The 25,630-nt window shown below is 44.1% G+C and carries 22 protein-coding genes; 14 read left to right on the top strand and 8 right to left on the bottom strand.

Annotated features, from left to right (window positions below):
- Positions 1 to 25: 25 nt before the first annotated feature.
- Positions 26 to 469 carry a hypothetical protein gene (locus tag IEY18_RS03030; RefSeq protein WP_188917638.1) on the top strand — a complete coding sequence of 148 codons (444 nt, stop codon included), beginning with the start codon at positions 26 to 28 and terminating at the stop codon, positions 467 to 469.
- 562 nt (positions 470 to 1,031) lie between these two features.
- Here IEY18_RS03030 and IEY18_RS03025 read toward each other — a convergent pair.
- Positions 1,032 to 1,748: a FadR/GntR family transcriptional regulator gene (locus IEY18_RS03025; protein ID WP_188917636.1), complete on the bottom strand. Its 717-nt coding sequence runs from the start codon at positions 1,746 to 1,748 to the stop codon at positions 1,032 to 1,034.
- A gap of 361 nt (positions 1,749 to 2,109) precedes the next feature.
- Here IEY18_RS03025 and IEY18_RS03020 point away from each other — a divergent pair, with 361 nt between their 5' ends.
- The 4 genes from IEY18_RS03020 to IEY18_RS03005 all read left to right on the top strand — a co-directional run bounded on the left by IEY18_RS03020 (position 2,110) and on the right by IEY18_RS03005 (position 7,424).
- A complete protein-coding gene (locus tag IEY18_RS03020; protein ID WP_188917634.1) occupies positions 2,110 to 3,786 on the top strand; it encodes an FAD-dependent oxidoreductase in 1,677 nt (558 codons plus the stop codon).
- Positions 3,787 to 3,858: 72 nt separating this feature from the next.
- Entirely contained in the window at positions 3,859 to 4,212 is a 354-nt protein-coding gene (locus tag IEY18_RS03015) for a cytochrome c3 family protein (RefSeq protein WP_188917632.1), read from the top strand.
- Between the two features lie 55 nt (positions 4,213 to 4,267).
- Complete coding sequence (locus IEY18_RS03010) at positions 4,268 to 5,521, top strand: OprD family outer membrane porin (protein WP_188917630.1); 1,254 nt, start codon at positions 4,268 to 4,270, stop codon at positions 5,519 to 5,521.
- A gap of 121 nt (positions 5,522 to 5,642) precedes the next feature.
- On the top strand, positions 5,643 to 7,424 hold the full coding sequence (locus IEY18_RS03005) for a tannase/feruloyl esterase family alpha/beta hydrolase (protein ID WP_229779703.1): 1,782 nt from the start codon (positions 5,643 to 5,645) through the stop codon (positions 7,422 to 7,424).
- 1,135 nt (positions 7,425 to 8,559) lie between these two features.
- Here the strand turns inward: IEY18_RS03005 and IEY18_RS03000 are convergent.
- From IEY18_RS03000 to IEY18_RS02985, 4 genes are all read right to left on the bottom strand, one after another.
- Entirely contained in the window at positions 8,560 to 9,648 is a 1,089-nt protein-coding gene (locus IEY18_RS03000) for a DUF6765 family protein (protein WP_188917626.1), read from the bottom strand.
- 171 nt (positions 9,649 to 9,819) lie between these two features.
- Entirely contained in the window at positions 9,820 to 10,905 is a 1,086-nt protein-coding gene (locus tag IEY18_RS02995; protein WP_229779702.1) for a YHYH domain-containing protein, read from the bottom strand.
- Between the two features lie 103 nt (positions 10,906 to 11,008).
- The gene (locus tag IEY18_RS02990; protein WP_188917623.1) at positions 11,009 to 12,736 is read right to left on the bottom strand and encodes an RluA family pseudouridine synthase; all 1,728 of its coding nucleotides are present in this window, start codon (positions 12,734 to 12,736) and stop codon (positions 11,009 to 11,011) included.
- Positions 12,737 to 13,255: 519 nt separating this feature from the next.
- Positions 13,256 to 13,639 (bottom strand): VOC family protein, encoded by a 384-nt coding sequence (locus tag IEY18_RS02985; protein ID WP_188917621.1) that lies wholly within the window; start codon positions 13,637 to 13,639, stop codon positions 13,256 to 13,258.
- A 323-nt stretch (positions 13,640 to 13,962) separates the two neighbouring features.
- On the opposite strand from IEY18_RS02985, the gene IEY18_RS02980 reads away from it, so the two are divergent.
- Positions 13,963 to 14,709, top strand: a complete 747-nt coding sequence (locus IEY18_RS02980; RefSeq protein WP_188917619.1) for a substrate-binding periplasmic protein — start codon at positions 13,963 to 13,965, stop codon at positions 14,707 to 14,709.
- A gap of 331 nt (positions 14,710 to 15,040) precedes the next feature.
- Complete coding sequence (locus IEY18_RS17450; RefSeq protein WP_268244242.1) at positions 15,041 to 15,163, top strand: hypothetical protein; 123 nt, start codon at positions 15,041 to 15,043, stop codon at positions 15,161 to 15,163.
- A 101-nt stretch (positions 15,164 to 15,264) separates the two neighbouring features.
- Here IEY18_RS17450 and ppiC read toward each other — a convergent pair whose 3' ends face one another.
- Positions 15,265 to 15,543 carry a peptidylprolyl isomerase PpiC gene (gene ppiC / locus IEY18_RS02975; RefSeq protein WP_188917617.1) on the bottom strand — a complete coding sequence of 93 codons (279 nt, stop codon included), beginning with the start codon at positions 15,541 to 15,543 and terminating at the stop codon, positions 15,265 to 15,267.
- Positions 15,544 to 15,661: 118 nt separating this feature from the next.
- The gene (locus tag IEY18_RS02970) at positions 15,662 to 16,582 is read right to left on the bottom strand and encodes a LysR family transcriptional regulator (RefSeq protein ID WP_188917615.1); all 921 of its coding nucleotides are present in this window, start codon (positions 16,580 to 16,582) and stop codon (positions 15,662 to 15,664) included.
- 96 nt (positions 16,583 to 16,678) lie between these two features.
- Here IEY18_RS02970 and IEY18_RS02965 point away from each other — a divergent pair, with 96 nt between their 5' ends.
- The 5 genes from IEY18_RS02965 (at position 16,679) to yfcE (ending at position 20,724) form a co-directional block, all read left to right on the top strand.
- The gene (locus IEY18_RS02965) at positions 16,679 to 17,482 is read left to right on the top strand and encodes a class II aldolase/adducin family protein (protein ID WP_373290701.1); all 804 of its coding nucleotides are present in this window, start codon (positions 16,679 to 16,681) and stop codon (positions 17,480 to 17,482) included.
- Between the two features lie 57 nt (positions 17,483 to 17,539).
- Positions 17,540 to 18,418, top strand: a complete 879-nt coding sequence (locus IEY18_RS02960; protein WP_188917613.1) for a bile acid:sodium symporter family protein — start codon at positions 17,540 to 17,542, stop codon at positions 18,416 to 18,418.
- A gap of 530 nt (positions 18,419 to 18,948) precedes the next feature.
- Complete coding sequence (locus IEY18_RS02955) at positions 18,949 to 19,431, top strand: GNAT family N-acetyltransferase (protein ID WP_188917611.1); 483 nt, start codon at positions 18,949 to 18,951, stop codon at positions 19,429 to 19,431.
- An 18-nt stretch (positions 19,432 to 19,449) separates the two neighbouring features.
- Complete coding sequence (locus IEY18_RS02950) at positions 19,450 to 20,019, top strand: hypothetical protein (RefSeq protein ID WP_188917609.1); 570 nt, start codon at positions 19,450 to 19,452, stop codon at positions 20,017 to 20,019.
- Between the two features lie 159 nt (positions 20,020 to 20,178).
- Complete coding sequence (yfcE, locus tag IEY18_RS02945) at positions 20,179 to 20,724, top strand: phosphodiesterase (protein WP_188917606.1); 546 nt, start codon at positions 20,179 to 20,181, stop codon at positions 20,722 to 20,724.
- A gap of 82 nt (positions 20,725 to 20,806) precedes the next feature.
- Here yfcE and IEY18_RS02940 read toward each other — a convergent pair whose 3' ends face one another.
- The gene (locus IEY18_RS02940; RefSeq protein ID WP_188917604.1) at positions 20,807 to 21,520 is read right to left on the bottom strand and encodes a hypothetical protein; all 714 of its coding nucleotides are present in this window, start codon (positions 21,518 to 21,520) and stop codon (positions 20,807 to 20,809) included.
- Positions 21,521 to 21,687: 167 nt separating this feature from the next.
- Here IEY18_RS02940 and IEY18_RS02935 point away from each other — a divergent pair, with 167 nt between their 5' ends.
- Both IEY18_RS02935 and IEY18_RS02930 read left to right on the top strand, forming a co-directional pair.
- Positions 21,688 to 22,671 (top strand): LysR family transcriptional regulator, encoded by a 984-nt coding sequence (locus tag IEY18_RS02935; protein ID WP_188917602.1) that lies wholly within the window; start codon positions 21,688 to 21,690, stop codon positions 22,669 to 22,671.
- A gap of 330 nt (positions 22,672 to 23,001) precedes the next feature.
- Positions 23,002 to 25,623, top strand: coding sequence for an ABC transporter substrate binding protein (locus IEY18_RS02930; RefSeq protein WP_188917600.1), 2,622 nt, complete (start codon positions 23,002 to 23,004; stop codon positions 25,621 to 25,623).
- Positions 25,624 to 25,630 lie beyond the last annotated feature (7 nt).

Genomic DNA, 25,630 nt, shown 5'->3' with positions numbered 1-25,630 from the left:
GCTTTGCTTGGCGTTAAGCACCCACATGAATATAGATCGTGCAACTGAATTTCTAAACGGATATCTACACTCGCTCAGACGATTGAGTGGGAATAATTGTGATTTTTGGGCAGAGATTTTCGATATTAATGAAACTATTGAGAATGTTCTGAAAGAGCACTTATCCGAAAGAAGCGTAGAGTTAGGAGATTATTCCAAAATTGGGTATTCTCAACTAACGAGTATTATTAATGAAACGATTCTAAAGAAACTGAAAATTTCAGATGATGATACGTTAAAGCTTTTCGAGTGGGATATCATCGAAAACATGGAAATGACCTATCGAATGATTGAGCCAGAGATAAATCCATTTTCTGATGGTCAAGTAATGTTATTCAACGCTAGTTCAGATTTCCATGGAGAGTATATATATTTGGTTATCCCCATTCACAAACAAGTGGTCAGTATCGGGGTAGCAAGCCGTGCTTAACAAGGTGCAGCAACGGACTGCCAATACTTTTCCTAATCCTTCAATCTACCTTTAGAGTGTTTGCGTTAACGCATTTTTGTCCAGCCTAGAGTTAACCGCCTTTTGCTAGCTCAGCCATGCCCCTTTCCTATTTAGAAGGCGACTCTTCATATGATACTTTTTTTAATGAAAAGGCGTTTGGATTGTCACCATTGAAGTTCGAGAAACAGAATTTTGAGGAACTACAAAGCGTATAGATAACTAGGGGGTTATCAACTCCCGGATTGTGTTCCAGTTATTCTGTCATAATTGGCAAGCCTCTTTGGTAAGGCTGCCGCGAACACGTTGCTCTTTTTTCGGTGTCTAGCTATCAAAACTTGAGCCGCCACAGGCGCCAAGCATTAAACTGGTACGAGTAATAAGAGGTGGTTTGATTTCATCTAGCTAAGTCCCTTTAAGACTGAAAATGCGATGAGAATTTAACAGCTTTAAAGGGAAATTAATAATTATTTATACTGTTCAGTGGAGTTATTTAACTTGCTGCAGTATTTATTATTTTGATCAATGAAGGGGTATGCCTGTCTCAGCCCTTCTGCCGATATTCTTGCTCAATTTGCTGCAAAGTATCGAGGAAATATTTCAAGTGCTCACGCATTTCACGCTCGGCGGTTTCTGCGTCACCGGCAATCACTGCTTCAACAATTACGTCATGTAATCCAGCTGGGTGAATTTGGTCTGTATCTGGCTCAAATTGTTTGGTGATCTTGCCGACCAGTTCGATCATGGATTTGACGATGGCGGTGAGATAACGGTTATTGCACATCTCTGCCAAAATATAGTGCACCTTGCTGCGCAGAATTACCGTCTCAGGGTATTCAAGAGTTGCGCTTTCATTCTGGCAAGCAAAGCGCAGCCGCTCTGCATCTTCAGCACTGCAATTTTCAGCGGCAAGCCTTGCTACTAACGGCTCGATTTCTAATCTTGCTTCACAAATTTCGCGAAAGGTCATTTGGTTCATAAAGAACAGATCTTTGGTCGCTGAACTGAGGTGTTCAAAATTCATCAGCTTAACAAATGCACCTCCCATTGCTCCTTGTTTGATCTCAATTAAACCGCTGGCTTCCAGTACTTTAATGGCTTCTCGTACCACAGTTCGACTCACCTGAAAATTCTCAATGAGTTCTCGCTCAGATGGTAATTTATCGCCAGCAGAAAATTGACCATTAAAAATAGCGCTTTTGAGTTGCTGCAAAACTCGATCAGATGCTTTGACCTGCTTGATGGGCTTGAATGGTTCCAAGGGTATTCCTTTATCTCAATTTTGCCGAATTGTACCACAGCCGCGGTCGCTGAACCCGCGTTCACGGCCTTGATAAACGCGAGCTAGCGCTGATTTTACTCAAGTTGGCTGCTTAATATGCTTTTGATCACAAAATAGCTGTTGATTGAGAATACCTCCAAAGATATAGAACATAAAGCTTTTTGTCATATGTTATACATTATACATTTGACATAAGAAAAGCGGAATGAACGCCATATTGCGGCAGAAACCGTTTTTTGAAGTGAGTCGATTTAGAGCTGCCTGGGGTTTTTCCTGAATAGAGTGTCGCAACCTATAGAACACATTCACTAAGAATCACGGGGCAACAAGGAGCATTAGAATGAGTAAAAAAAACATGCAGAATCAGAATGAAAGTGATCTGTATACCTCCCATGTCCTTCAAAATGGTATTTCAAGAAGGCGTTTCTTAACTGGCGCAGCGGCAAGCACTGGTGCGGTGGCTTTAACTGGTGGCTTAGCGAGCACTGCAGCAACTGCAGCAACTAAAGGTTCTGAGTATGCAATGAGTTCCGATGGCGGTGCATCACTTGAGTTTATGCCAAAGCCAAAGCCAATTGCAGATAAAGATATTGTTTCAACCCAAACTTTTGACGTGGTTGTGGTTGGTGCTGGTGCATCAGGCGTACCAGCAGCGCTTTCTGCTGCAGAAAATGGCGCGAATGTTGCCGTATTGCAAAAACAAGCAATTGTGGTTTCTCAAGGAAATACCGGCTCTGGTCTAGATCTATCTAAATGTGATAAAGCTGGTGTTGAAGCGCTCGTCAATCGCTTGATGGCAGATAGCGCCCACCGTTGTCACCCAGATCTAGTGCGCGAATGGGCTTATAACTCGGGTGAGGCAGTGGCTTGGGTTATTGACCGAGCTAAGAAAGGTGGTGCACAAGTCCAAAACCAGTATTCAAAAGTTCAGCACGGTATACGCGGCCTGACTGAGTACAAACTAAATTTCCACACTTCTTACTTCGGTCCTAAGCCATACACCACTGGTGATGGTATGCGGGCACTGGCTAAGTACGCTGAGAAGCAAGGGGTGAATTTCTTCTTCAACATGCCTGCGCAACAACTCATTCAAGATAAGTCTGGCAATGTAATTGGAGTGATTGCTCAAAGTCGTGATGGTAAATACCACAAGTACATGGCGAAGAAAGGTGTGATTCTTTCTTCTGGTGATTACCAGAACAACAAAGACATGTGTAACTTCTTCATTCCTGATCTGAAGAATTTTGAGCGTAAGCAGATGGATCGAACTGGTGACGGTTTTGCGATGGCTTACTGGGCTGGTGGTGTTATTGAGCCGATTGGGCATACGAAGATGCTACATGATTTTGATGCAGGCCCCGCATCGATGTGTGATATGCCATTCCTTGCAGTGAACCGCAAAGGTGAGCGTTTCGTCAACGAAACGACCGCCATGTCACTCATGAATAACTACTTACGCGATGAGGAAAACGCAGGTCATTATTCACAGGTATTTGACTCTGAGTATATGACGCGCGCGAAAGACTGGCCGGGCAAACTATATGACCCTGAGCAAATCAAGATCTACATGCCTGAAGATCCAACACCGAAGAAAAATGTATATCCATCGCAAATCAATACCTACAAGGCTGACACGCTAGAAGAGCTGGCAGTGAAACTTGAGTGTGATCCAAAGATATTTACAGCCAATGTGAAGCGTTATAACGAGCTGTGTAAGAAGGGGCAGGATGATGATTTTGGAAAGCCAGTAAACAAAATGGCGCCTTTACTGAAGCCACCTTTCTACGGTATCCACCGTCGCATGCGTATCTCGACCTTGTGTTCAGGCATGTTAGTTAATAAACACCACCAAGCATTAGATGCAGATGGGAAGCCAATTGGTGGTCTATTTGTCATCGGTAATTTAGGTGGCGGTTTCTATGGTGGTGTGGATTACCCACTAACCGTATTCGGTCTATCGCTTGGTCGCTGTTACACCTTCGGTTACTTAACGGGTAAACACGTGGCCAATCTTTAAGCCATGGCGACTATTTAGACGTTGCCCGAATGAATTCGGGCATCTGACTCAATGAGAATACGGAATAACATCATGAAACAGTTAACTTTGAAAAATATTGTTCTATCACTTGCACTAAGTGTGTTCGCCGCTGGCGCTTTTTCAGCAGACAAACCGCTACTAGAAAGCGTCCATAAAGATCTAGGTCTGACCTGTAAGGATTGCCACAGCAGTAAGCCTTTTAACGAACCACCAGTAACGGCTTGTTTTGAATGCCATGACACCAAAGAGCTTGCTAAAGAAACAGCCGATCACCCAATAACTAACCCACATGAAAACCGTCATTTTGGTACTGAAACGAACTGTAATTACTGTCACCACCAACACAAAGAGTCTGAAAACTACTGTGGCAGCTGCCATTTACGTTTCAAACTGGTAACGCCTTAATCGTGAAAATTATGAAAGAACTTGAATTACAAAATATGAAGCGAGAACCGATGAAATGAAAACTAAATTACTTCCTCTTGTGGCTGCCTGCATGGCCGCTAGCCCAGCAATGGCAGCAGATCCAATCGAAAACATCTTTAAAGATGGCAGCGTAAAAGGCCAGATTCAGTTGTTTGATTTTCAACGTAATTTTGATGATGGAACGGACCGCCGTGATACCTCTTTGGGTGGGCTGTTTTACCTTAAGTCAGGTGATGTGAATGGCATTAGCTTTGGCGGTGCATTCGCATCGGCAAACCCCATTGCCGAAAGTGATAGCAAAGGTTTATATGGTCTTGTTGGTGGTGGTGCGCCTGGCATGTTGGTTGAACGTCAGGCTGTGAATCGCATGCAGGAGTACTATGTTCGTGGTCAATGGGCTGACACTGAAGTGAAGGTCGGTGCGCAGCAACTATATACCACCATGATGAGCATTTTCCCTCTGCGTGCGATTCCATTTACTTACCGCGGTGTAAGTGCCAAAAACACGTCTATTAAAAATCTAACTATCTCCGGTCTTTACATCAATGACTATATGGGATGGACGGATACCAAATTTAAATCAGTATCTAAAGGTGTGAAAGGTGACTTGGCTCGCCAAGGCGTCGATATGAGCAATATCGACCTTGAAGAAAGCCCAATGTTAGCTTTAGGCCTCGATTACAAGTTACCTGTTGATAGTATTTCTGCCAAAACTCGTTTTTGGTATTACAGCATGGAAGATGTCTATAACCAGTACTACTTCAATGCCATGTTCAGTGGCGATTTAGCTGGGACGAAATGGTACTTTAAGCCATCTTATCTTAAGCAAGATTCTGTGGGTAAGTTAGATAGCACCACAGCCAAGTTTGATACCTATCAAGCGGGTTTCCACCTAGGCATGAAGTGGAGTGGTTTTGATGCCACCGTGAAATATGTCACTACAGGTGAGGGTAATGTTGTTGCCCCGTTTGGTGACGACAAAGTTGTGATCCAGCAGGTACATCAGTCTGGCCGTGCGAATGAAGATGTTTATGCCGGTCAACTCGCGTATCGTTTTGCAAAAGACTCTGCGCTGAACGGTGTGAGTGCCTACGTAAATTATGCTAACTATGAGGTTGATGGTAATGCAGATAGTGATTTTACTGAAACAGACTTTTCTGTGACCTATAACCTTGCGAAATACGTTGATGGTCTTAGCGTCCGTGCGCGTCACGCGATTGTTGACTACGCCGCAGGTGATGATCTAACTGATACGCGTTTCTACGTGTACTACAAGTTCAAAATCTAAGCTCACGTTAACACACACCATCGCTTAGTACCGGAGCCTGCCCTTACTCTCACTCTCGCTGGCTCCATTCCCACCTTATGAATTTTATCTTTAGGCAATCTTTGCCATGGAAGGAGTTCCAATGAAATTATCGATGACCTCAGTCGCCATTATCCTGGCGCTGTGCACAGGCCTTGTTGGCTGCAATAGCTCAGATACTGAATCAGAAAAAACCTTAACCGTATTGGCGGCAGCAACCCCCGCAAGTCTGCAAAATTGTGACGGCTTGCTTAACAATTTTAGCTTTGACGACACCGAGATTACCTCTGCTGAACTTGTAGCCGCAGGTGATATTGACTATAACGGCCGCGGAGAAATATTTACAGCCCCAGAACATTGTGTTGTAACCGGCGAGATGGAGCCGCGTTTGGGCACAGGCTTACTTGGTGCAGAAGACCAAGTATATACCATCAAGTTTGAAATGCGCCTGCCGACGAACTGGAGCGGCCGATACCTATATCAGGCCAATGGTGGCCTTGATGGCCGAGTTAATAAGGCGGTTGGCCGCTTTATGACTACAGTAGCAAAAGATGCGTCAGCCCTGAACAAAGGTTTTGCTGTGATTAGCTCAGATGCAGGCCATGAAGGCTATGGCTTGCAGTATTTTGGCCTAGATCATCAAGCGCGAGTGAATTATGGCTATCAAGCTGTTGCCAAATTAACGCCTATGGCAAAATCTCTCATTGAGTCAGCATACGGCAAGCAACCAGATCGCTCTTACTTTACCGGTTGTTCGAATGGAGGGCGGCACTCTATGGTTGCAGCAACTCGCTATGCTGATCAGTATGATGGCTTCTTGGTGGGCAATCCAGGCAATGACCTTCCCCAAGCCGCAGTGTCCCAGCTCTATGGTGTGCAGCAGTTTGCCACCTTAATCCCAGCAGGCACCGCGCTTGACAGCGCCAGCGCAATTACAGCTGCTGTACAAGCGACAGTTACTTCAGAAGAATATGATTTAGTTGCCAATGCTGTGATCAAGCAGTGTGATGGTTTAGATGGCGCTGCCGATGGCATGATTAGCAATACCTTGGCTTGTCAAGATGCCTTTGATCTTGACCGTGATGTAGCCACCTGTAGTAGTGACCGTGATGGCACATGTTTGACTGCTGCGCAAAAGGTTGCGCTGGGTAACATAATGCAAGGGCCACAAAAATCAGATGGTACTGGGCTGTATGTAAACTTCCCTTATGATGTTGGTATGGGCGCTAGTGGCTGGGCCAGCTGGGAAATGGTTAACGCATTTAGCCGTGATGCGGGTACAGTTGCGACAGTATTTAGCACGCCACCGGTAGAGTTTACTGACTATAACACCCAAGGTGATGCAGGGTTAATTGAAGCCTATCAATATGCAGTGAATTTAGATATGGATGCTGCCGATGCCGCTATTAATAACACCACCAGCGAATTCCCTGAGTCTTCCATGCAATTTATGGCATTGAATGGTGAAACTGAGTACGCGACTTTGCGGGATCGTGGCGCCAAAATGATAGTGCTGCATGGCACCTCTGACCCAGTGTTCTCGGTGCAAAATACCATTAACTGGTATCAGGCCGTTGATGAAGCCAACACTGGTACGGCGACTGATTTCGCTAAACTGTATTTGATGCCGGGGATGAACCACTGTGGCGGTGGCCCTGCGACAGATCAGGTCAATACGATTCTTGATGATATTGTTGCCTGGGTTGAGCAGGGTGAAGCGCCAGAAGCGATTGTTGCTAACGCCCGTGCGACTAATACTGAGCTGCCAGCAGATTGGTCAGCCGAACGCTCGCGTCCACTATGTCCATTCCCAAAAGTTGCCACCTATAATGGCAGTGGTGATATGGAGTCAGCTGCGAGCTTCTCTTGCCAGATTCCACAATAATTGTGGCTAGGGACTCGATGTAAACTGATGGCCTCTATGCAATGGCGCTAGAGGTCATTTGCAATGCAGCTAGTCGGAAAAAGGGGCTCATGGTGAGCCCCTTTTGCTTGGTTGCTGTTCAATTAAGTCTTTTAAACTAGAGCTGCTCAACTCTAGATGGTTATGCGATGGTTTGATACAGCGCTTTATAGCACTGCGGCAAAGTATGGCACTGAGGTTTTGCTGCATTGAGGACGCTGGCTGCATCGTCTAGTCTAAGTAAAGTGGCCTTCGTGACGATAGGCTTGCCCCGCACGTTTTGCCAAGCTTTTTTTCTACAAACTGGAGAAATGGACTGGTCTGCTTTACGCAGACCAGACACCTCTCATTTATCTAATAGAAATACTAATCTGAATATTCCCTGCTAGAGCTTAAAGTCTAGCACGTATATGTCCAACTACGAGCCAGAGCGTTCTATTCTTGACTCGTTATTGCACCTTCGATAGTTAAATTGGGTAAACAGGCTAGTTCAATATTCAATTAGTTGGCCTATCTTTATTCATTCACGCACTAACTGGTTTCTTTAAGCAAGCTCTTTGTTGCTAAGCGAATTATTCGGTAAGCTAAACATATTTACCATAAAAGGAGTTTTGAATATGGTCTTCAATGGTACGTTTTGGGGGCAAGTGTTTGCTGTACTTGCTGTAATCATCATATATTTCACTGTTCGGTTTGCCAAAGGTAAAGCTAGTAACCTCCCTCTTGTTGGATTTTATTCGTTTTTACTCAACTTTATTTTTCCTCCTGGTGGTTGGCTCTATTGTTTGTACTGGGCAAAAAGAAAGTGTGTTTAAGCATCCGCTTATCGTAATTTCTGCAGTCGCAAAAGCCCTCTGTTTAAGGTGTTACAACATATCCAGCTACCTTACTTTTCTTAATCCATTTAATGTTGCTGAGTACTTATTCTAGCTAGTTTATGTCCAAAATAAGTTTCGAATTCTATTGTCGCAATCTATTCGGTTAGCGAGTAGAGTTCAAAACTTAGCGTCCTACGCCAATGGGGAGGTGTTCTTTTTGGACTTCCAAATATAACAGAGGCCCCTTTGGGAGCCTCTTGCCTAAATTAAACCGATTAGCAGTGGAACGTTCGCTGGCATTAAGCGGCACAAATTCCATAGCGGGGGAGAATGTCGTGCAATACATCAAAGCGATAGGCCTGCAATGCATCATGAAACATCTTCCAATCCGACGTGAGAAATGACTCGCTGTAAACAAACTCTTCGTCATCTTGGTCAATCGCTTCGAGCTGACCAATTGCCTGATACTTCCAGGAGCCTTGTCCTTTTGCTATATACACAGGGCGCTCTGGACCAAATGAAAACTTGCCATGGGCAATTTCTTCTAACCAACGTTGATGGCGAACTTCGCCGTTATTGTCACGAATTTCATCCAGTAATAGTTTGATTACCTGTGCGTCTTCAATCGGTAAACCGGGTGCTTGCGCCATTGCGTGGCCTAAATCTTGTTCTGTTAAATTGCCATGCCGAAAACACTGCATGACGCGGCACATTTTGTCTGTTGCTTCGAGGAAAATATCGCGATTATCCCGTTTGACTTTCTGATCGAGTCCGTTGGTGTAGCTCCATACTAAATAGGGCTTATCTGGAAAACTCAACGCCGCGCCATGACCGAGTGGATAGCTTTCACTGACAAAAAAGCTCTTTATTTTTTGAAAAAATCCTTGGTCGAGCGCACTGTCATTACTTTTGAGGTGATGTACTTCGTTCACTTTATGAGTGACACCAGCAAACCCCTGATGGGCAAAGGTATCAGCATAAACATGCAGGCTAATGCCAAGGCGATGCAGACCATAGGGCTTGTCACGATCCGCGATCGCTTGCTTCAGCATATCCTTAGCGACAAAACTATCGGGATGGCATACCAATTTGTGAATAAAGCTACCGTGTGGATTCTCGCCAGCTGGGAGTCCATTATTGCCGGGTAAGAAATGAAATGGTGCCCATACTTGATGGTTGGCGAGCTCGTCGAAGTTGCGGTAGTCCAACATTTGGTGGGCAGATGAAATGCGGTTGTACATGGCGCCATTGCTAAACTTTATCGTGCCACTATTGGTTGCGTCATCAACATATTGCGCGCTATAAGCAATGGTACTGGCTTGCATTTGGCTAAAGCCAGCAAAGCGGGCTGCGATATATGTTAAGGCATGATGACCATCGATTTGCATAAACTGCTCCTTGCATGTCGGGCTATCGCGGCAGCTAAATTTTGCCGCGAATTCTTCCTTGAAAATTTTGGCCTGATGAAGTTAAACCTTAGCATGTTTTAACTGACTAGCCAGTGGACAGGTCACGCTTTATTTGCATCATTCTCGATAAATTATGTTCGCATTGATTGGCTAATCATCATCGCTGCGTTGCTGGATCGTGAACTGTACCGGGTGATGATCTGAATATAAGGTTCTAAATTGATTATGAATATACGGCTCTTTACCAGGGTAAGGCGTGGTAAAGTCTTGATACCAAGCTTGTTCCATCCCATCGATTAAGTTGATGACCTTAAAGTTGCCATCTAAAAAGAGTTCGTTGGTGCCAGCGGGATACAGAACATTGTCATAGGGGCGAGGGCTGTTTATGTTGGTGTTGGTATGAAGACAATCTTGGCCAGTGTTCAATGCAGTCAATGTTTCCGGAACAATTTCACTAATTTCGGCACAGTTTTTAAAGTTCATATCGCCAACCACAAAAAAATCTTGCTCTGTATCGTCATGCGCTTCAATCCACCTTGCGACCGCTGCTAGCTCTTCGCGACGACGTTCTTTATCTTTTTTACTATCTCCGGGTTTTAAGTGCACCGAAATCAAAACAAAGTCATTCCCCGTTTTGCTATTTCTAAATGGTGTCGCATATGGCACGCGCTCATAACTTTGGTGGTTTGACCGATCTAGCTCAAGAAAGCCATTGGGTAAAGTTAACTCGGGTTGAACGGACTCAGGTTTGTAAAAGGTAACAAACCACTCCGTGGCAGTGCTGTTGAGGTGAATGCGATTTCCTGTACCAGTATCTTCCTCTGATAAAATATAGCGGAACCCATGGGATTGCATGGCATCAAAAAACTCTCTGGCCTCTGCATCGGGTCGGTAAGGCTGGTTATCTGGAAATGTACCTGCAAAAGGAGGCGCGACCAGTTCTTGAATCACTACAATATCGTTGTTTGCAACGAACGCTGCTAAAGCTTCGTCATCTCGCTTTTTGAAATTGCCTAAGAATTGGATATTAAAAGAAACGACTTTGAGAAAATCACTGGCTTGATTGAGGGGATCTGGCAATACACAATCGGCACGATGGCAATGGTATTTACCCGTTGTTTTATCGACATGACCACCGTTGTCATCTTGCCCCCCTGAATGGGACCAAGCATTCATGGCAAAAAAACCAATCCATAACCAAGCAATAACACGCGCCAACCGACGAGAGTACTTCATACCGCCTACCTCTTGTAACAACTAAATAGCAACAGGTTCAGTGGTCTATTTTGCGCTTTTTGCACCGAACTGACTAGTGCTTACTGACGTATATTTTACAATCTCAATCGTTTGTATTCATTGACAATGATTCAAAGTCGGCGGCAGCTTCAAAACGCATCATTTCTTGGGTGTGTGGATGTGCAAATGTAAGCACTTTTGCGTGTAGATGGAGCCGTTTGGCGGCGGTACCATATAAATCATCGCCGATGATGGCCATACCGAGCCCTAGATGATGAGCGCAATGGACTCGGAGTTGATGGGTGCGGCCTGTTTTGGGGAATAAATCCAGCAGGCTTTGATCATGACTCTGTTGATTTAGTCGCCAATAGGTTTCTGCGGGTTTGCCATGCTGTTCGCAGACCAGTTGCCTCGGACGATCATCAAGGTCAACGCGTAGAGGCAGTTGAATCACACCTTCAGTCGTCGATGGCACCCCATCGACCAAGGCGATGTATTGTTTCTGAACGGTTCTGCGAATGAATTGCTGTTGCAGGTGTTTATTTGCATCTTTGGTCAACGCAATCACCATTAGTCCTGAAGTCGACATATCTAAGCGATGCACGATTAACGGTCCGGTGGCATCTGGGAACATTTTTGCCACGCGGGTTTGAACTGAGTCGGTAATGGCTTTACCTGCAACAGAGAGTAGTTCGGGTGGCTTATTTACAATCGCGATATGTGCATCTTGATAAATAACGGGTAATGCAAGGGTCTCGGCGTTGTTTTGTTGCAGTGGATCATCGTCCACTACTAGCCCTTGTAACATATGCCCTAAGATAGGCCGGCATTTACCGTGACAGGCCGGATAGAAATTCTTATGTTTCTTCACATCAGACTTTGGCGCCGCACCCCACCAAAATTCTGCCATGGCTAATGGTGTAAAGCCATGGGTATAGGCGTATTGAAGTAGTTTTGGCGCCGCGCACTCACCAGCTCCAGCAGGCGGAAGCTGGTCAGGAGCATCTTGAAACAGATCATTGAGATCTTGAGTTTCAAGTTTGGCATTTAAAAAACGATATTGAGAAAAAAGGTAGCGTTGCAGCGCATTTGATAATTGTCTTCGCTGTTGCTTTAACGTGGTGATTTGCTGCTCAAAACTTTGTTGTTGTTCCTCAAGCAAAGAAATTGTCGTTTGCCAACGCTCTTTGAGTTGTTGAATTTTTTGTTTGAACTGAACACTTTGCCGGCTTAATTCGATGGAAAGCTTTGTAAAATCTGCCGTTGAAAGTTGATTTTGACCTGCGGCTCTTTGCGCTTTTCGTTGTTTTTTGGCTTCAACGCCTTGCTGCTGCAATGCTTTAATTTGCGTAGCAGATTGCGATTTTGCCTGCTCTAATTCCGCCTGAATTTGTATTGCTTGCGGATCTTGCTGTAGTTGCTCTATTTGGACGTTTATTTGGTTAATGGGCTTGCTTTGCTGCTGAAAATAACTGTCGCGAGTCAGCATATCAAATACGGGTGGCACAAACGGGGGGAGGATGTTTTGCTCGGCTAGCTTCCCAGAGAAAGCCGCCAAATATCCTATCTCTCCTTGGGGGCTGCGAACCAAAAGAACACCAAACATTTTGCCAATAGCAATGCTCGAAGTGCGCTCACTTGCAGTCGTTGTTAAACCGAAATTATGTTGCCAGTCATTTTGTGTCAGTAAATAGGATTGCAGTTCATTGGCCGCGACTTGGCATAATGGGTGCGGCTGATAATAAAAGGGGAACGTGAATTTATTAGGGAGCGAAATGGCTTTGATAGATTGCTTAAATTGAATAAAACAAGGATCTTTCGAGCCTGCCATGTTGCTGTACCTACACTGCCAAATAAAATGCTGATTTTCAGAATCTGTATTGTTCCAGACTTTGAATGATGAGTTCAAAAAAAGTTGTTGATAGACTGATTCAACACCGCTCATTTTGAAGCGCACGATTCTACCCTGAAATCATGACAAGATCATCGCGTAATCACGGATGCTGGTTTCATCATTGATGTTGATCGCTAAGCGATGACAATACATTTCTTCATCCTCCCCTGAAATCCTGCTGTATTGCGTAAAGCTGGTCAAACTCTGGGTTTTTAATTGGGCATCACGGTTTGAGCGGCAGGAAGAGCAGAAAAATCATTCACTCGGCTTTTTAACGTCTGCCAATATGAATACTTGCCGTGGTCAGTAAAATCAGAGTGTGCAGCCATAAAATACGGATAAAAAATAAGTTAATTTGTAGGCTTGCGAGATATCGAGGATGCGAGGTAAGCGCCAAACCTAATGATTAAAAAGCATCGGCTTGGCGCTCTAGATGTTCAAAACGCTGCGTTGACTTTAAGCTTGCACACGGTGCAAAGCGCAAATTTTGTTGCCGAAAGGATCACGTAAATATGCAAGATATAAAGGACCAACGCCCGCTTGACGAATGCCTGGGGGGGCCTCGCACGTCGTGCCACCATGTTGGACACCAGCAGCATGCCAAGCGTCAACTTGCTCAGGGCTTTGCGCACTAAAGCCTATCGTTGAGCCATTGCCACAGGTGCTTGTCTGCCCATTTAGCGGTGGGGTTACAGCAAATATGCCGGCTTGATCCATGTAGAAGCAACGACCTTGCTCGTCGATCATTCCGGGTTTAATTCCTAGAGTGCCTAATACCGCATCGTAAAACGCTTTCGAAACTTGGACATCATCTGTCCCAACCATAATATGACTAAACATAGAATATTTTCCTTTGCATGCAGAACTGTGGCGTGTATCAACCCGTTTGTTTTGGAGAGAGGCTGCAACCTTGATGCACTCCAATGCAGTTAAACTATTCTCATTACGATCGAATGGCAAGCTAGCCGAAGGTCTCGCGGTGTTGCATAGAGCATGATTGATTACTCGCGATATGTTGGCTTTTTTGAATTGGTTCATTTGAAATGATTCATTTGAAACGATAAAGGCTTGTTTTTATTTTGAGTTCAAGTTTGTAGGGCATTGCGGGAAGTTGCTATGATTGAATGAACAATGCTCGTTAGCGAATCCCTAGGGGATGTGAAATGAAAACAGTCGTATTGAGACCGATTACAGTTATTTTGATGATGGTTTCATTTTTTTCATCGCAATGTGTCGCTGAAACGTTTCGAGTGATGCTGCATACCGGTTCTTTTCCACCTTATTTTTTTGCCCAAGGCGACACAAAAAGTGGAACAATTCGAGATATTTTTGGTGCGATAGCGCAAGAAACTGGTGACCATTTTGAGTATATCAGAGTGCCATTTAAGCGGGCGCTTCATCAATTTGAAGCTGGCGAAGTCGATATTGAGCCGATGACCAATCCGGCCTATCGAGGTGTGTCTTCAGTGCCAGGGATTTATAGCATTCCATATACAGTGGCAGAAGAAATCATTTTGTTTAATAAGAATCACTATACTCCCGTTGACTCACCGGAGGACCTGTTAGGTCAATCGATTGGTGTGGTGAATGGATACTATTACCCAAAGTATTCACCGTATTTCGAAGATGGTCGTATTCGGGCGCTTCCTTTTGAAAATGAAAATAAGCTGGTTCAACTATTATTGGCTGAGCGTTTAGCACAAGTGCTTATCAATAAAGATTTTGCCCAGTATGAGATTCAAAAGCAGCAGCTCGCTGACCAGCTCACCGTAGGAAAGCCTTATCATGTATTGGACATGATGATTCGTTTTCACCCCAATAAACAAGAGGCCGTTCCTCGGTTTAATCAGGCGATTAAAAAGTTGTTGAAAGACGGAACCATTGAACGTATCTATAAAAAATACCGCTAAATAGTGGTGATTATGCCGCTTGTTTTCCCACGCTCTGTCGGTGTTCACCGTTAGAGCAATACCCACTGAATTATTCGCGTTTAGCACTTTAGAGGTTGCTGCAGCCTTGGGTAAAGCCGTAATTTCTGTGTCAATTTTAAGGCTTTTTCGTGGCATGCCCTGCCTAACCTAATGATGCGAAAACATTTTTGCGACACTCTGTATCACTATGATTTAAGAAGGGAATTTGACGCGAAAACGGCATTATATTGACAGTTTTTTTTGACAAAAATCTGATCTATATTGTACATAAAATAGCCACCACATATCGAGTATTTGCAAGATGCTACGCGTGATTAGAAATATCGTTTTGGCATATGCGCTGTGGTTAGTGATTCAGGATGTTTCCGATTATATGGAGTCTGAATCCGTCGAAACCCTGTTTGCGTATATCGTCGAACAAGCTGAAGCTTAGAAGGTTTCGCTACAGCTTGAGAGAAGAGCACATCGACCAGCAAACACACCTTGAACCGTGTGCTTTGCTCGGCGCGCTCTGCTTGAAATGCGGCGTAAATTTTAGGTTCGGTATAACACTTTGATGACATGCCAGCCGAATTTAGTTTTGACTAAGTGTGGTGTAATAAGCTCACCAGTAAAGCAAACTTTATCGAATGCTGGCACCATCTGCCCTTTCTTAAATTCGCCAAGGCTGCCCCCTTTCTTTCCTGAAGGGCAGGTTGAATGTTTCTTGGCTAGCATGTCGAATTTCGCACCTTTGTTAAGCTGTTGAATGAGGTCTTCTGCAAGTGTTTTGTGTTTTACCAAAATATGCAGTGCAGCTGCCGTTTTTGCCATGGATTTGCCTTCGTCATTGATGGGTTGCAAGCCGGTGAATTGTACCTGTGTTGTATAAACTGTCTACCCATAAGCACCAATTCTAAGAATTCTCGTTGCGAGTTGAGTATTCATTTGCCTATGCATCGGGGGAGCCAAATCGCTCCTTTGCAATATTGATTATTTTTTCTCGTAACCAGTTATTAATTGGATCCAGTTCGGCGCGTTGATGCCAATAGAGATGGATGGGTAACGGGGGAACCTCAAAAGGTAAGGGGGCAATGGCTATGGGGAACTTTCCTTGCAAGAAGTGCGCATAAGTATTGGGGAGTGTCATGATCATATCGCAACGGGTTATGACACTCACAGCAGCGATATAGTGTTCACACTGCAGTGCGATATTTCGCGAGATTTGATGTTGTGCTAAAGCCATATCAACGATATTAACTTTCGCCCCTTTCTGCGCGGCGAGTGCATGGGTAGCCGATGCGTAGCTTGTAAGGCTAAGATCGTTCAAGATCGGATGGTTTGTCCGACACACGAGAGAAAAGCCTTCATTACAGATGAGCTGGGAGCGGATCTCTTGTTGTGTCGGTGTTAGCACGTCAATAATCATATCGACATCCTGCTGCATCAATGCTTGATCGAAATCTTGGGTGTTGACCTGAAAGCTGTTGATGGCAATGTTTGGAGTATTTGTTTGTAAATCAGTGACTAATTGTGGGAAGAACGTGGTTTCTAAAATATCCCGCATGCCCATCTTGACCGTTCTTTGTTGCTTCGTCATGTCAAACTCTGCTGGCAACGTAAATGTGCCATTCAAAAGCTGTAGTGCTGCGACGACATCTGGCAGCATTTGCTGACAGAGTGCCGATGGAATCATTTTTCGACCCTGTCGAATAAATAGCGGATCATCATATTTTTTACGCAATCGTGATAATGCATGGCTGATGGCTGGCTGAGTCAGGTGAAGGCGATGTGCAGCAGCAGTAATTGAGCCCTCTTGATAGACAGTGGCCAATACTAAAAACAAGTTCAGATCGATCTTACTATGCAGCATATTTATACTTTTTTATAAATCAATATCATTTGTACTAATTCTATTCCTCGATAACTTATGGGTCAATGTCGCAAAAATATTAAAAAGGTGATCTTGATGTTGAGTGTTGATGAGCAAATTAAAAAAATGACGATTGGCAGCGAACAGCACTCGGTTCCGATGCCGCCGGTGTTTTCTGACCCACTCCAGCAGCGTCAGTATGAAAAGCAAAGGTTAGCTGCTGCATTTCGAGTGTTTGCCCATGCTGGCTTTGATGAAGGCCTTGCGGGCCATATTACATTGAGGGACTGTATTGAGCCGGAAACATTCTGGGTGAATCCTTTAGCAATTCATTTTTCACTCATCAAGGCTTCAGACCTAGTCCGAGTTGATCATCAAGGCAAGATTGTTGAGGGTCAGCACGCCATTAATAATGCCGCTTTCGCGATTCATTCACGGATTCATCAAGCCCGGCCAGATGTCAATGCGGTGGCCCATGCGCATACAACCTATGGTCGAGCATTTTCTGCCTTAGGTCTGCCGTTGCAACCTATTTCGCAAGATGCTTGTATGTTCTACGACAATCACAGTGTCTTTGATACCTTTACTGGCGTCGTTGCTGAGCTATCGGAGGGAGACATGATAGCTGCGGCGCTGGCGGAGCATACAGCTGTGATCTTGCAAAATCATGGTTTGCTAACCGTCGGGAAAAGTGTTGATGCTGCGGCTGCGAACTTTGTCATGATGGATAGTTGCTGTCAGAGTCAGCTATTGGCACAAGCAGCGGGTTCACTAAAAACGATTTCCCATGAAATTGCTATGCATACCCGCGAAGTGAATGCTTCTGAAATGGTAACTTGGGGTAACTTTCAACCCATGTTTCAGGTGGTTCTGGCTAAAGATCCAAGTTTTCTTGATTAAATTTGGACAACGAAATCAAACTGTCGTCAGTGTGAGTTATGGGTAAGGAGAAAGGAGATGAGCGGTTCAATTCTGACTGAATTACTTCTACCTATTGCACTGGCTTTTATTATGTTTGGTATGGGATTAAGTCTAACTAGTTTTGACTTTTTGCGGGTTTGGCAGGCGCCACGCTCAGTGATACTGGGCTTGTTTGGTCAGTTAGTTTGCTTACCCTTATTGGGCTTTTTAATCTGTTTAGGTCTGCAATTGCCGGTTGAGCTAGCCATGGGCGTCATGGTACTCGCCGCGTGTCCTGGTGGCAGTATGTCCAACGTGCTCAGTCATTTAGCGAAAGCAAATTTGGCCTTGTCAGTGAGCCTTACAGCGGTTGGTACCTTAGCGTGTATCGTGACGGCGCCATTTATCATCTATTTAGCGACCGTATTTTTTGTTGAGCACGCATCCCAGCAATATTCTTTGTTATCTATTTCGCTGAAATTGTTTGTCTTTACGCTGTTGCCAGTATTGTGTGGCATGGTGGTTCGTCATCTTGCTCGCTATTGGGCGGTGAAGGTTGAACCCATATTTAGAGGTTTAGCTTTGGTATTTTTAGTCCTACTTGTGATTGGCGTGGTCGCACAAGAACTTGAAGTGCTGCAAAACTCTTTCTCTGATGTTGTTGTTGCTTGTCTTGGGCTTAACTTAATCTCAATTGTGATTGGGTTGTTGCTGGCTAAGTTTGGCGGCCTTCAACAGCGAGACGGCTTGACTTTAGCGATAGAAATTGGAGTTCAAAACTCGACGATGGCCATGCTGGTGGCACTGAGTATTATGCAACAACCGGGCTATGCTATCGTTGCAGGTGTGTACGGTTTAACGATGTATATTGGCGTCGCTTTACTCATGCTCTATGCCAAGTATACAACTCAGCGCGCTCAAGCATTACAAACATAGCGATTTTGTCAGCATCATTTTAAAGCACTCGCTGCTGTTTTTGATGTCACTCCAGATGCATTGCAGGTATCAACAAAATTGAAAATGTGAGGTTCAAGTTGATATGCAATATGCTTGGCTTATTGCATTAGCATTCTCCATTGAATTTTTAGGTTTAAACGTCTCGTTAGAGTACTTTGGCAACAAAAGACGACTAAAAAGTCAACGCAAACCGCTCACGAATGCGGGCGTTCAAAATAGATATCATATCGATGGCAGTATTCATTGCTATGGGTGCAGTCTAGCACTCGCAGGCTCTCCATTTATTAATGCTAAACCAGCGCTACTCACCGAAGCGTCATGTTGATTAATGGAGTGCTTCACTCCAGCCATTCACCATTGGTTTATTTAAAACCGCATATCGCGCACTGTCGTTCCTTTTTGTTTGCTTATCGTTAATCAAGATTTTTGGGCGCAAATACGTCTCTTTTTTGCCGCTGTGATATGCTCAATACTGTGGTTTGACCGAAAGCATTTTCAAGGAGTGGTTAGTGATTATTCGTGAAGCAACCCAAGCTGATTTTCAGTTCATCTGGCCAATATTTCGGGAGGTCGCTGAGGCTGGAGACACCTATGCATTCTCGACCAATACCGATGAGCAACTTGCTTTACAAATTTGGCTAGATACACCCCGAAAAACCTTTGTTGCAGTGGAAGGTAGTCAAGTTGTAGGCACTTACTACTTGAAAACAAATCACTCTGGTCCGGGAGCTCATGTTTGTAATTGCGGCTATATGGTTGCTCAAGACTATCAAGGTAAAGGTTTAGCGACGGCAATGTGTGAGCATTCCCAAGTTATTGCAAAAGAGTTGGGATATAAAGCGATGCAATTCAATTTTGTTGCTTCTACAAATACCGGAGCCGTGCGATTATGGCATAAATTAGGATTTCAAACTGTTGGACAATTGCCCAAAGCATTTGAACACCCAAGTCTTGGTTATGTCGATGCATTGGTCATGTATAAGTGGCTCTAAAAAACAGCAAGGTAAACTATGGCGAACAAAAGCAAAAAGAACAAAAACTACCAAGCACGTAAGGATATTGGCCCAAAACCAAGTGCCAGCCAGCGTTTGAGTATGGGGTTTGGTCTCGATCCTGAAACCGGAAAAGTCAAAAACGTGAAAATGGTAACGATTATGGTCGTGGCCGCAATTTTGCTTTTTGTTGGTGTGAGAATTTGGGCAGGGTATCAAGCGGCAAATTATGATGAGACAGCCAAGCCCTATATGCGTCAAGCTATCCCTGAAATTTCGAAATGGGATGCTGATGTGATGAAGTCATACATGGCTCCTGAGACGCTCGTCAGTATCTCAGAGTACGACTTTTTAACCATGATGAATTCATTGAAAAAGCTAGGACCATTGATTTCGATTGAAGATCCGGAGTTTCAATCTGTGAACACGGTGAAATCCCGTGATGGGGTTAAGTCGGTCGTTGTGACTTATGCTATTGAGGCTCGGTACTTAAATGGCGATGCGGATTTGGTTATGGCGCTGAAACAGAAAATCGATGGTTATGAAGTCTATCGATTCAATGTTGATTCAAAAGCCTTGAGCCAATAATTGAGGCAAAATTATTTTGAATTTATTGTGAAAGGTCATGCAATTGCATGGCCTTTTTTATTTGCAGGTCCATTTGTTTCAACTTGAATCGGCTCACAGCAACCAGGGTTGAGTTCGATTACACTGAGACTTATAAATCAATCGCAACTTTATAGAACTATGAAACTCTTTTTTGCATCGGATATTCATGGCTGTGTACACAGCGCAAAACGTATGATTGAGGCTTTTGAGCAAAGTGGTGCTCAACAATTGATTATCTTAGGCGATGTGCTGAATCATGGCCCTAGAAATGCGTTACCTGCAGGGTATGACCCCATCGCTGTGGCTGATTTACTGAACGAATATGCAGCTAAGATTATTGCGGTTCGTGGCAACTGTGACAGTGAAGTTGACCAAGCATTGTTACATTTTCCAATGATGTCAGATTATAACTTAGTGTTATTGCCAAGTGGTCGCAGAATATTCTTAACCCATGGGCATACGTACAATATCGACAATCATCCGGTTTTAGCTGCTGGGGATATTATTGCATGTGGGCACATTCATGTACCGGTTGCTGAACTCAAAGGTGAGCAAATCGACTTTAATCCTGGCTCTGTTGCGATCCCTCGTAATGGTCATCCAGCAAGCTATGGGTTACTCAATGATAAGCGTTTGTCTGTTGTTAGCTTTGAGGGCGCAGAACTCGTTGGGTTAGATTTGTAGAACGTAAATTTTTGAGGGCGACTTGAAAAAGCTGCAGTGATGCAGCTTTTTTTGTTGCGTTTTTACTCGGTCAATTGTTGCATTATCTAACTTGGAAATCTTGGGTTTCTAAATAAAGTTGTTTCTTAATCATGTAGCCTTTGGGAAGCTGGGGATGATGCTTTTGCGGCGAATATGGCTGTTGATCGGCGAGAGGGATTAATTGAAGGCGAGTATTGCTTAGATTTTCCTTAGCCAATTTTTCAGAATTTTGAAGCAATAGGATTTGATCATAGCTAGGCAATTGGCTAATTCTATGAACCGCTAATGCGTATCGTGAATTGAGTGGGATATGATAAAAGAATCCGTTTTCTTTGTGGCTAAGAGATTCAGATAACAGGATTTTATCTACCTTGATAATGACTTCAGAAAGCTGCTTCTTGCCTTGTCTTTCAAAATGCCCGCGATAAACATCGGCTCTAAATTCAGTTAACTTGCCTTGCATCAGTGCTACCAAGTCAAACCGCTCTGGCACGATAGACAATAGCGTTTGTTCGCGATCTAGCTTTTGCATTTGTTCAAGTGCGGTTGCATTGACTTCTATTGAAAAAATAATTTGATGTGAATGTATCGAGTTAGCTAACGGCATATGTGAAGCAAAAAACTGACCATCTACAGCGAATAGTGCCATCCCGTGAATCCCGATCGCCGATGTATGCACCCCATGATGGTGGTTATTCTCTTGTGGATGCTGATGAGGTTGGGCCATTGCGGCTGCAGATATAAATAGGCAAAAAACCAGAGCGATGTACTTCATTGTGCGTGTTCCTAGGGGGATGACTCCTGATTTGCAAAGCGCCATAACAGGATTGAATTCATAGATTTTGCGCTGTTATTGTTTCCTGATCAATTCCATATTGTGTGGTATTGTTTCTGCATTGGAAATGGTGATGGCGGAACTCGTCCGGGTTCATGGAATGGACCATGGGAGTTGAAGCCAGCGCTCTAGATTGTTTATTCAACAGTAACAAGCGAACCCTATCGATGAATAGTAAAGATCTTGAGATTTTTCTACAGTTGGCTGCAACGGAGAATATGCAACAAACCGCAGCGCAATTGGATAAGTCCGCCAGTGTTATTTCTAAATCGTTGAAACGATTAGAGTCTTCTCTAGGCGTTTTGTTGTTCGACCGGGTGGGGAAGAGCATTGTGCTCAACACACAGGGGCAAGTGCTGCGTCAACAAGCAGTGTTGATTGTCAACCAAACCAAGCAAACGGAAGCCATTTTTAAAGGGCAATCGGCAAAACAAATGATTCGTATCGCCGCACCGACAATCCTGCTGTTTAAATGGGCGAGTGTGATTGCCAAAGGGGTGAAACAGCGTCAACCTAGTGCGAGGCTTCAATATCAGCAGGTGTTTGAGCGCCAAGCATTACAAAGCTTGCTGGATGGCACGGCTGATTTTGCTATCGTGACCACGAGTTTATTGGCGCAAATCCCTGAAAATGTGTATCGACTTCCACTGGGGAATGTCACCATGCAAGTTGCTGCAGCTGGTCATCACCCATTAGTGTGCCAGCAGCAAAAATCACAGCATAAGCTCGGCCATGACCTGATGAATCATGTTCAAAACATGCGGCACAGTCGAGTCGTGGTGGATATCGATGAATTGATGGCTGCAGATTGGGTCGCACCAAGTTTATCACCATTCTGCGGAGAGCCCAGAGGGATGGGGTGCGATGGCTGGGATGAGCGTCAGTATCCGAGGAATATTGTCTATGAAGTCAATGACTATGGACTCATGGGGCAATTGATAAAAAGTGGACAAGCGCTGGCCTATATCCCCGATTATTGGGTGCGGGAACTGGGCCTAGTCGAGTTATTACCGTCTTCTACAATTGAGCAGGTGCCCGAGCAATTATTACTCCTGAGCTATCAGTCTCAACTATTGGATTGGCTTCGTTAAGTCATTTAAGAACATGAGAAAACTCCAATTGAGCTTTTCTATTGATGCGCTAAGCTTGTTCAATGGCAATACTTTTTTAATTTACGTATAAAGATTTTTGAATGGCGTACCGTATTCGGTATAGAAATTGTTGCATGGCTCCCATTACTTTTTAGGTATGTTGTTATGATGAGCATTAGTTGAAGATATAAAGTATTGTAGTGAGTAAGCTTGGTGTTTGGTCATTGATTTTACTTATGAAAAACTAAATTAGTGAGCAAGTTAAATGTAATCTCGTACAGCATTTTCCTTTTGTGCTGGACGTTGTGAAGAAACCGACCTAGGAACGAATTGGAACCGTTGAATGCAGGCCAGAAGCTGTTTATGACGATGACTTGTCCATTTGAGTCGCATAATTTCAAACAATTCTCTATTCGCACAGTTCGAGTGATCGCGCTGTCATGGTTGTTGCTTTGCTTTTTTTCGGTTCAAGCGCTCGCCGCGCAAGTCATCGACAAAGTTTCTCCCGAAGTACTTATTATCAATTCATACCATAAAGGCTATGTATGGTCGGATGAAGTCACTAGTGGCATTGAAAGTGCGATTTATCATACGTTTCCTAATGCCAAGATATCCATTGAATATATGGATACAAAACGAAATACCTCGCCGACTTATATGGGCAAACTCACGTCTTTATACCAAGAAAAATTTGCACACGAACACTATGATCTGATTGTGGCGAGTGATGACAATGCCATAAACCTGATCCGTGACCACCATTTGTTCCCATCGACGATTCCAGTGGTCTACAGTGGCACCCATGAAATTATTATTGATGAGAAAAATAATGCTGGCAATGTCACGGGAGTGAAGGAGCATCTGGATATTCAGGCAACCCTTGAGCTTGCCAAAACTTTACAGTCCAACATTAAGAAAGTCGTCGTTATCAACGATAAAAGTACCACGGGGCGTCTCGCGAGCACTTTGTTTGAGGAATTGATTGCCGAGCTTGAGCAACCATTTGAATACATTCAGCTTGAAGATGAACCGCTGGCGACCATTGAAGATCAAATTGCCGATTTAGAAGATGACACCATTGTATTGCTACTTGCTTATATCCGAGACAATCAAGGCGTTTATTACCCTCCAGAAGTGACCGCATCTCGGCTGAGCCAAGCATCTAGCGTACCCATTTACAGTGTTTGGGACTTCTTCTTTAATCATGGCATTTTAGGTGGGCAAGTGACCTCTGGCTATCTCCATGGGGAAGCCGCAGGTGATATGGCGGTAGAAATTTTATTGGGGGCAGACCCGAGTGATATCGCCATTGAAAATGAAGGGGGGAACCAAATGTTGGTGGATTATCGCCAACTGCAACGCTTTAATTTGTCGATTAGCGATGTCCCTAAAAACGCTGTGGTTAAAAATATTAATTACAGCTCCGATCGCAATGTGTTGATGCTGCTGTCTTACTCCTACGAAGACAAATGGAGTCAATCGATTGTGGAAGGTGTCAGGCATACCTTCTCGAAATCGGATCAAAATATAAAGGTATCCACTGAGTTTATGGATACCAAGCGCTATAACGACAAATCTTATATCAACGATTTATTGCTCCTTTATAAAAATAAGTACCAACAACAAGAGCTTGATGTGGTCATGGTGGCAGATGACAACGCATTTCAGTTTGCCCAACGTTACCGCAATGTCTTGTTTCCCGGTGTGCCGATAGTTTTTTGTGGAGTTAACTACCTACAAGATCCAAAAAAAATGAGCTTGGCGGACATTACAGGCGTGACAGAGTCGTACGATATTCTTGGTACGATTAATATGGGACTGACGTTATTTCCGCAAACACGTAAGCTCTATGTGATTAACGATCAGACAACGTCAGGTAGAGCTAACAGTCTCAAACTAGCCAAGGTGAAGCCGCGGTTACCAAAATCTTTAGAGGTGTTTGAGATTGGCGCGAAATCGATGCAACAACTTTTGCACGAAGTCGCCAAGCTAGATGATGACACGCTCATCCTGCTCATGTCGTTTACAACGGATAAAAACAACCACCGTTTTAGTTATGAAAGCAGTATTCGGATGCTTCATCAAAAAGCCAATCGTCCAATCCTTGGGTTTTGGGATTTCTATGCCGGTGAAGGAATTGTTGCTGGTGTGGTGACCAGTGGCTTTGATCAAGGAAGAACCGCAGGCTCTATGGCGTTGCGCATTTTAGGTGGCCAGTCGGCAGCGAATATTCCCGTGATGACTCGCAGCCCAGTGCAACCCACAATTGATGAAGCACAGTTATTGCGGTTTGTGAAAAAGGAAGTGGAGTATCAGCCAGATGTTAAGGTGCTCAACCAAAATATAGATTTCTTTGAACGTTACCAGAAGTACATTATTGCGGTCACGTTAGTGATTTTGGTTTTGTTAGTTTTAATTGTGTCCCAGTGGTTTAAAATTCAGCTGCAAAATCGCTTCAATCAACGTTTGTCTGTGAAAGCGGTTACAGATGGCCTGACCGGCGCTAAAACACGAAGTTACTTTGAAAAGTATTTGCGTCAAGCGATGCGTCAGTGTGTTCAAAGACGTTTACCTTTGTGCCTTTGCTACATCGATCTCGATGGGCTTAAACATGTTAATGATGATTTTGGCCATGCCGAGGGCGATAAGTATATTAACCATGTTGTGCAAGCGATTAAGACCCATATTCGTGCAGAAGATGAGGTATGCCGAGTTGGCGGAGATGAGTTCGTCGTTGTATTTAAAGGCTGCGAGCAGGATAAAGTCACGACGCTTTGTCAGCTGATTAATAGTGAACTACAGCTAATGGCCAAGGATAAAAGCCTACCCTATGAAATGCGCGTTAGCTGCGGTATTAGCAGTCTAGACCTAGACAGCCCTCAACCTGCTGATGTACTTGTCGCAAAAGCGGATTCAGATATGTACCACGCTAAACGTCGTAATCAAACCTAGGCACAAT

This window comes from Shewanella gelidii, assembly GCF_014647855.1.
GTDB classification, from domain to species: domain Bacteria; phylum Pseudomonadota; class Gammaproteobacteria; order Enterobacterales; family Shewanellaceae; genus Shewanella; species Shewanella gelidii.
The sequence above is the reverse complement of the archived record's forward strand: the minus strand, read 5'-3'. Positions and strand labels throughout refer to the sequence as shown.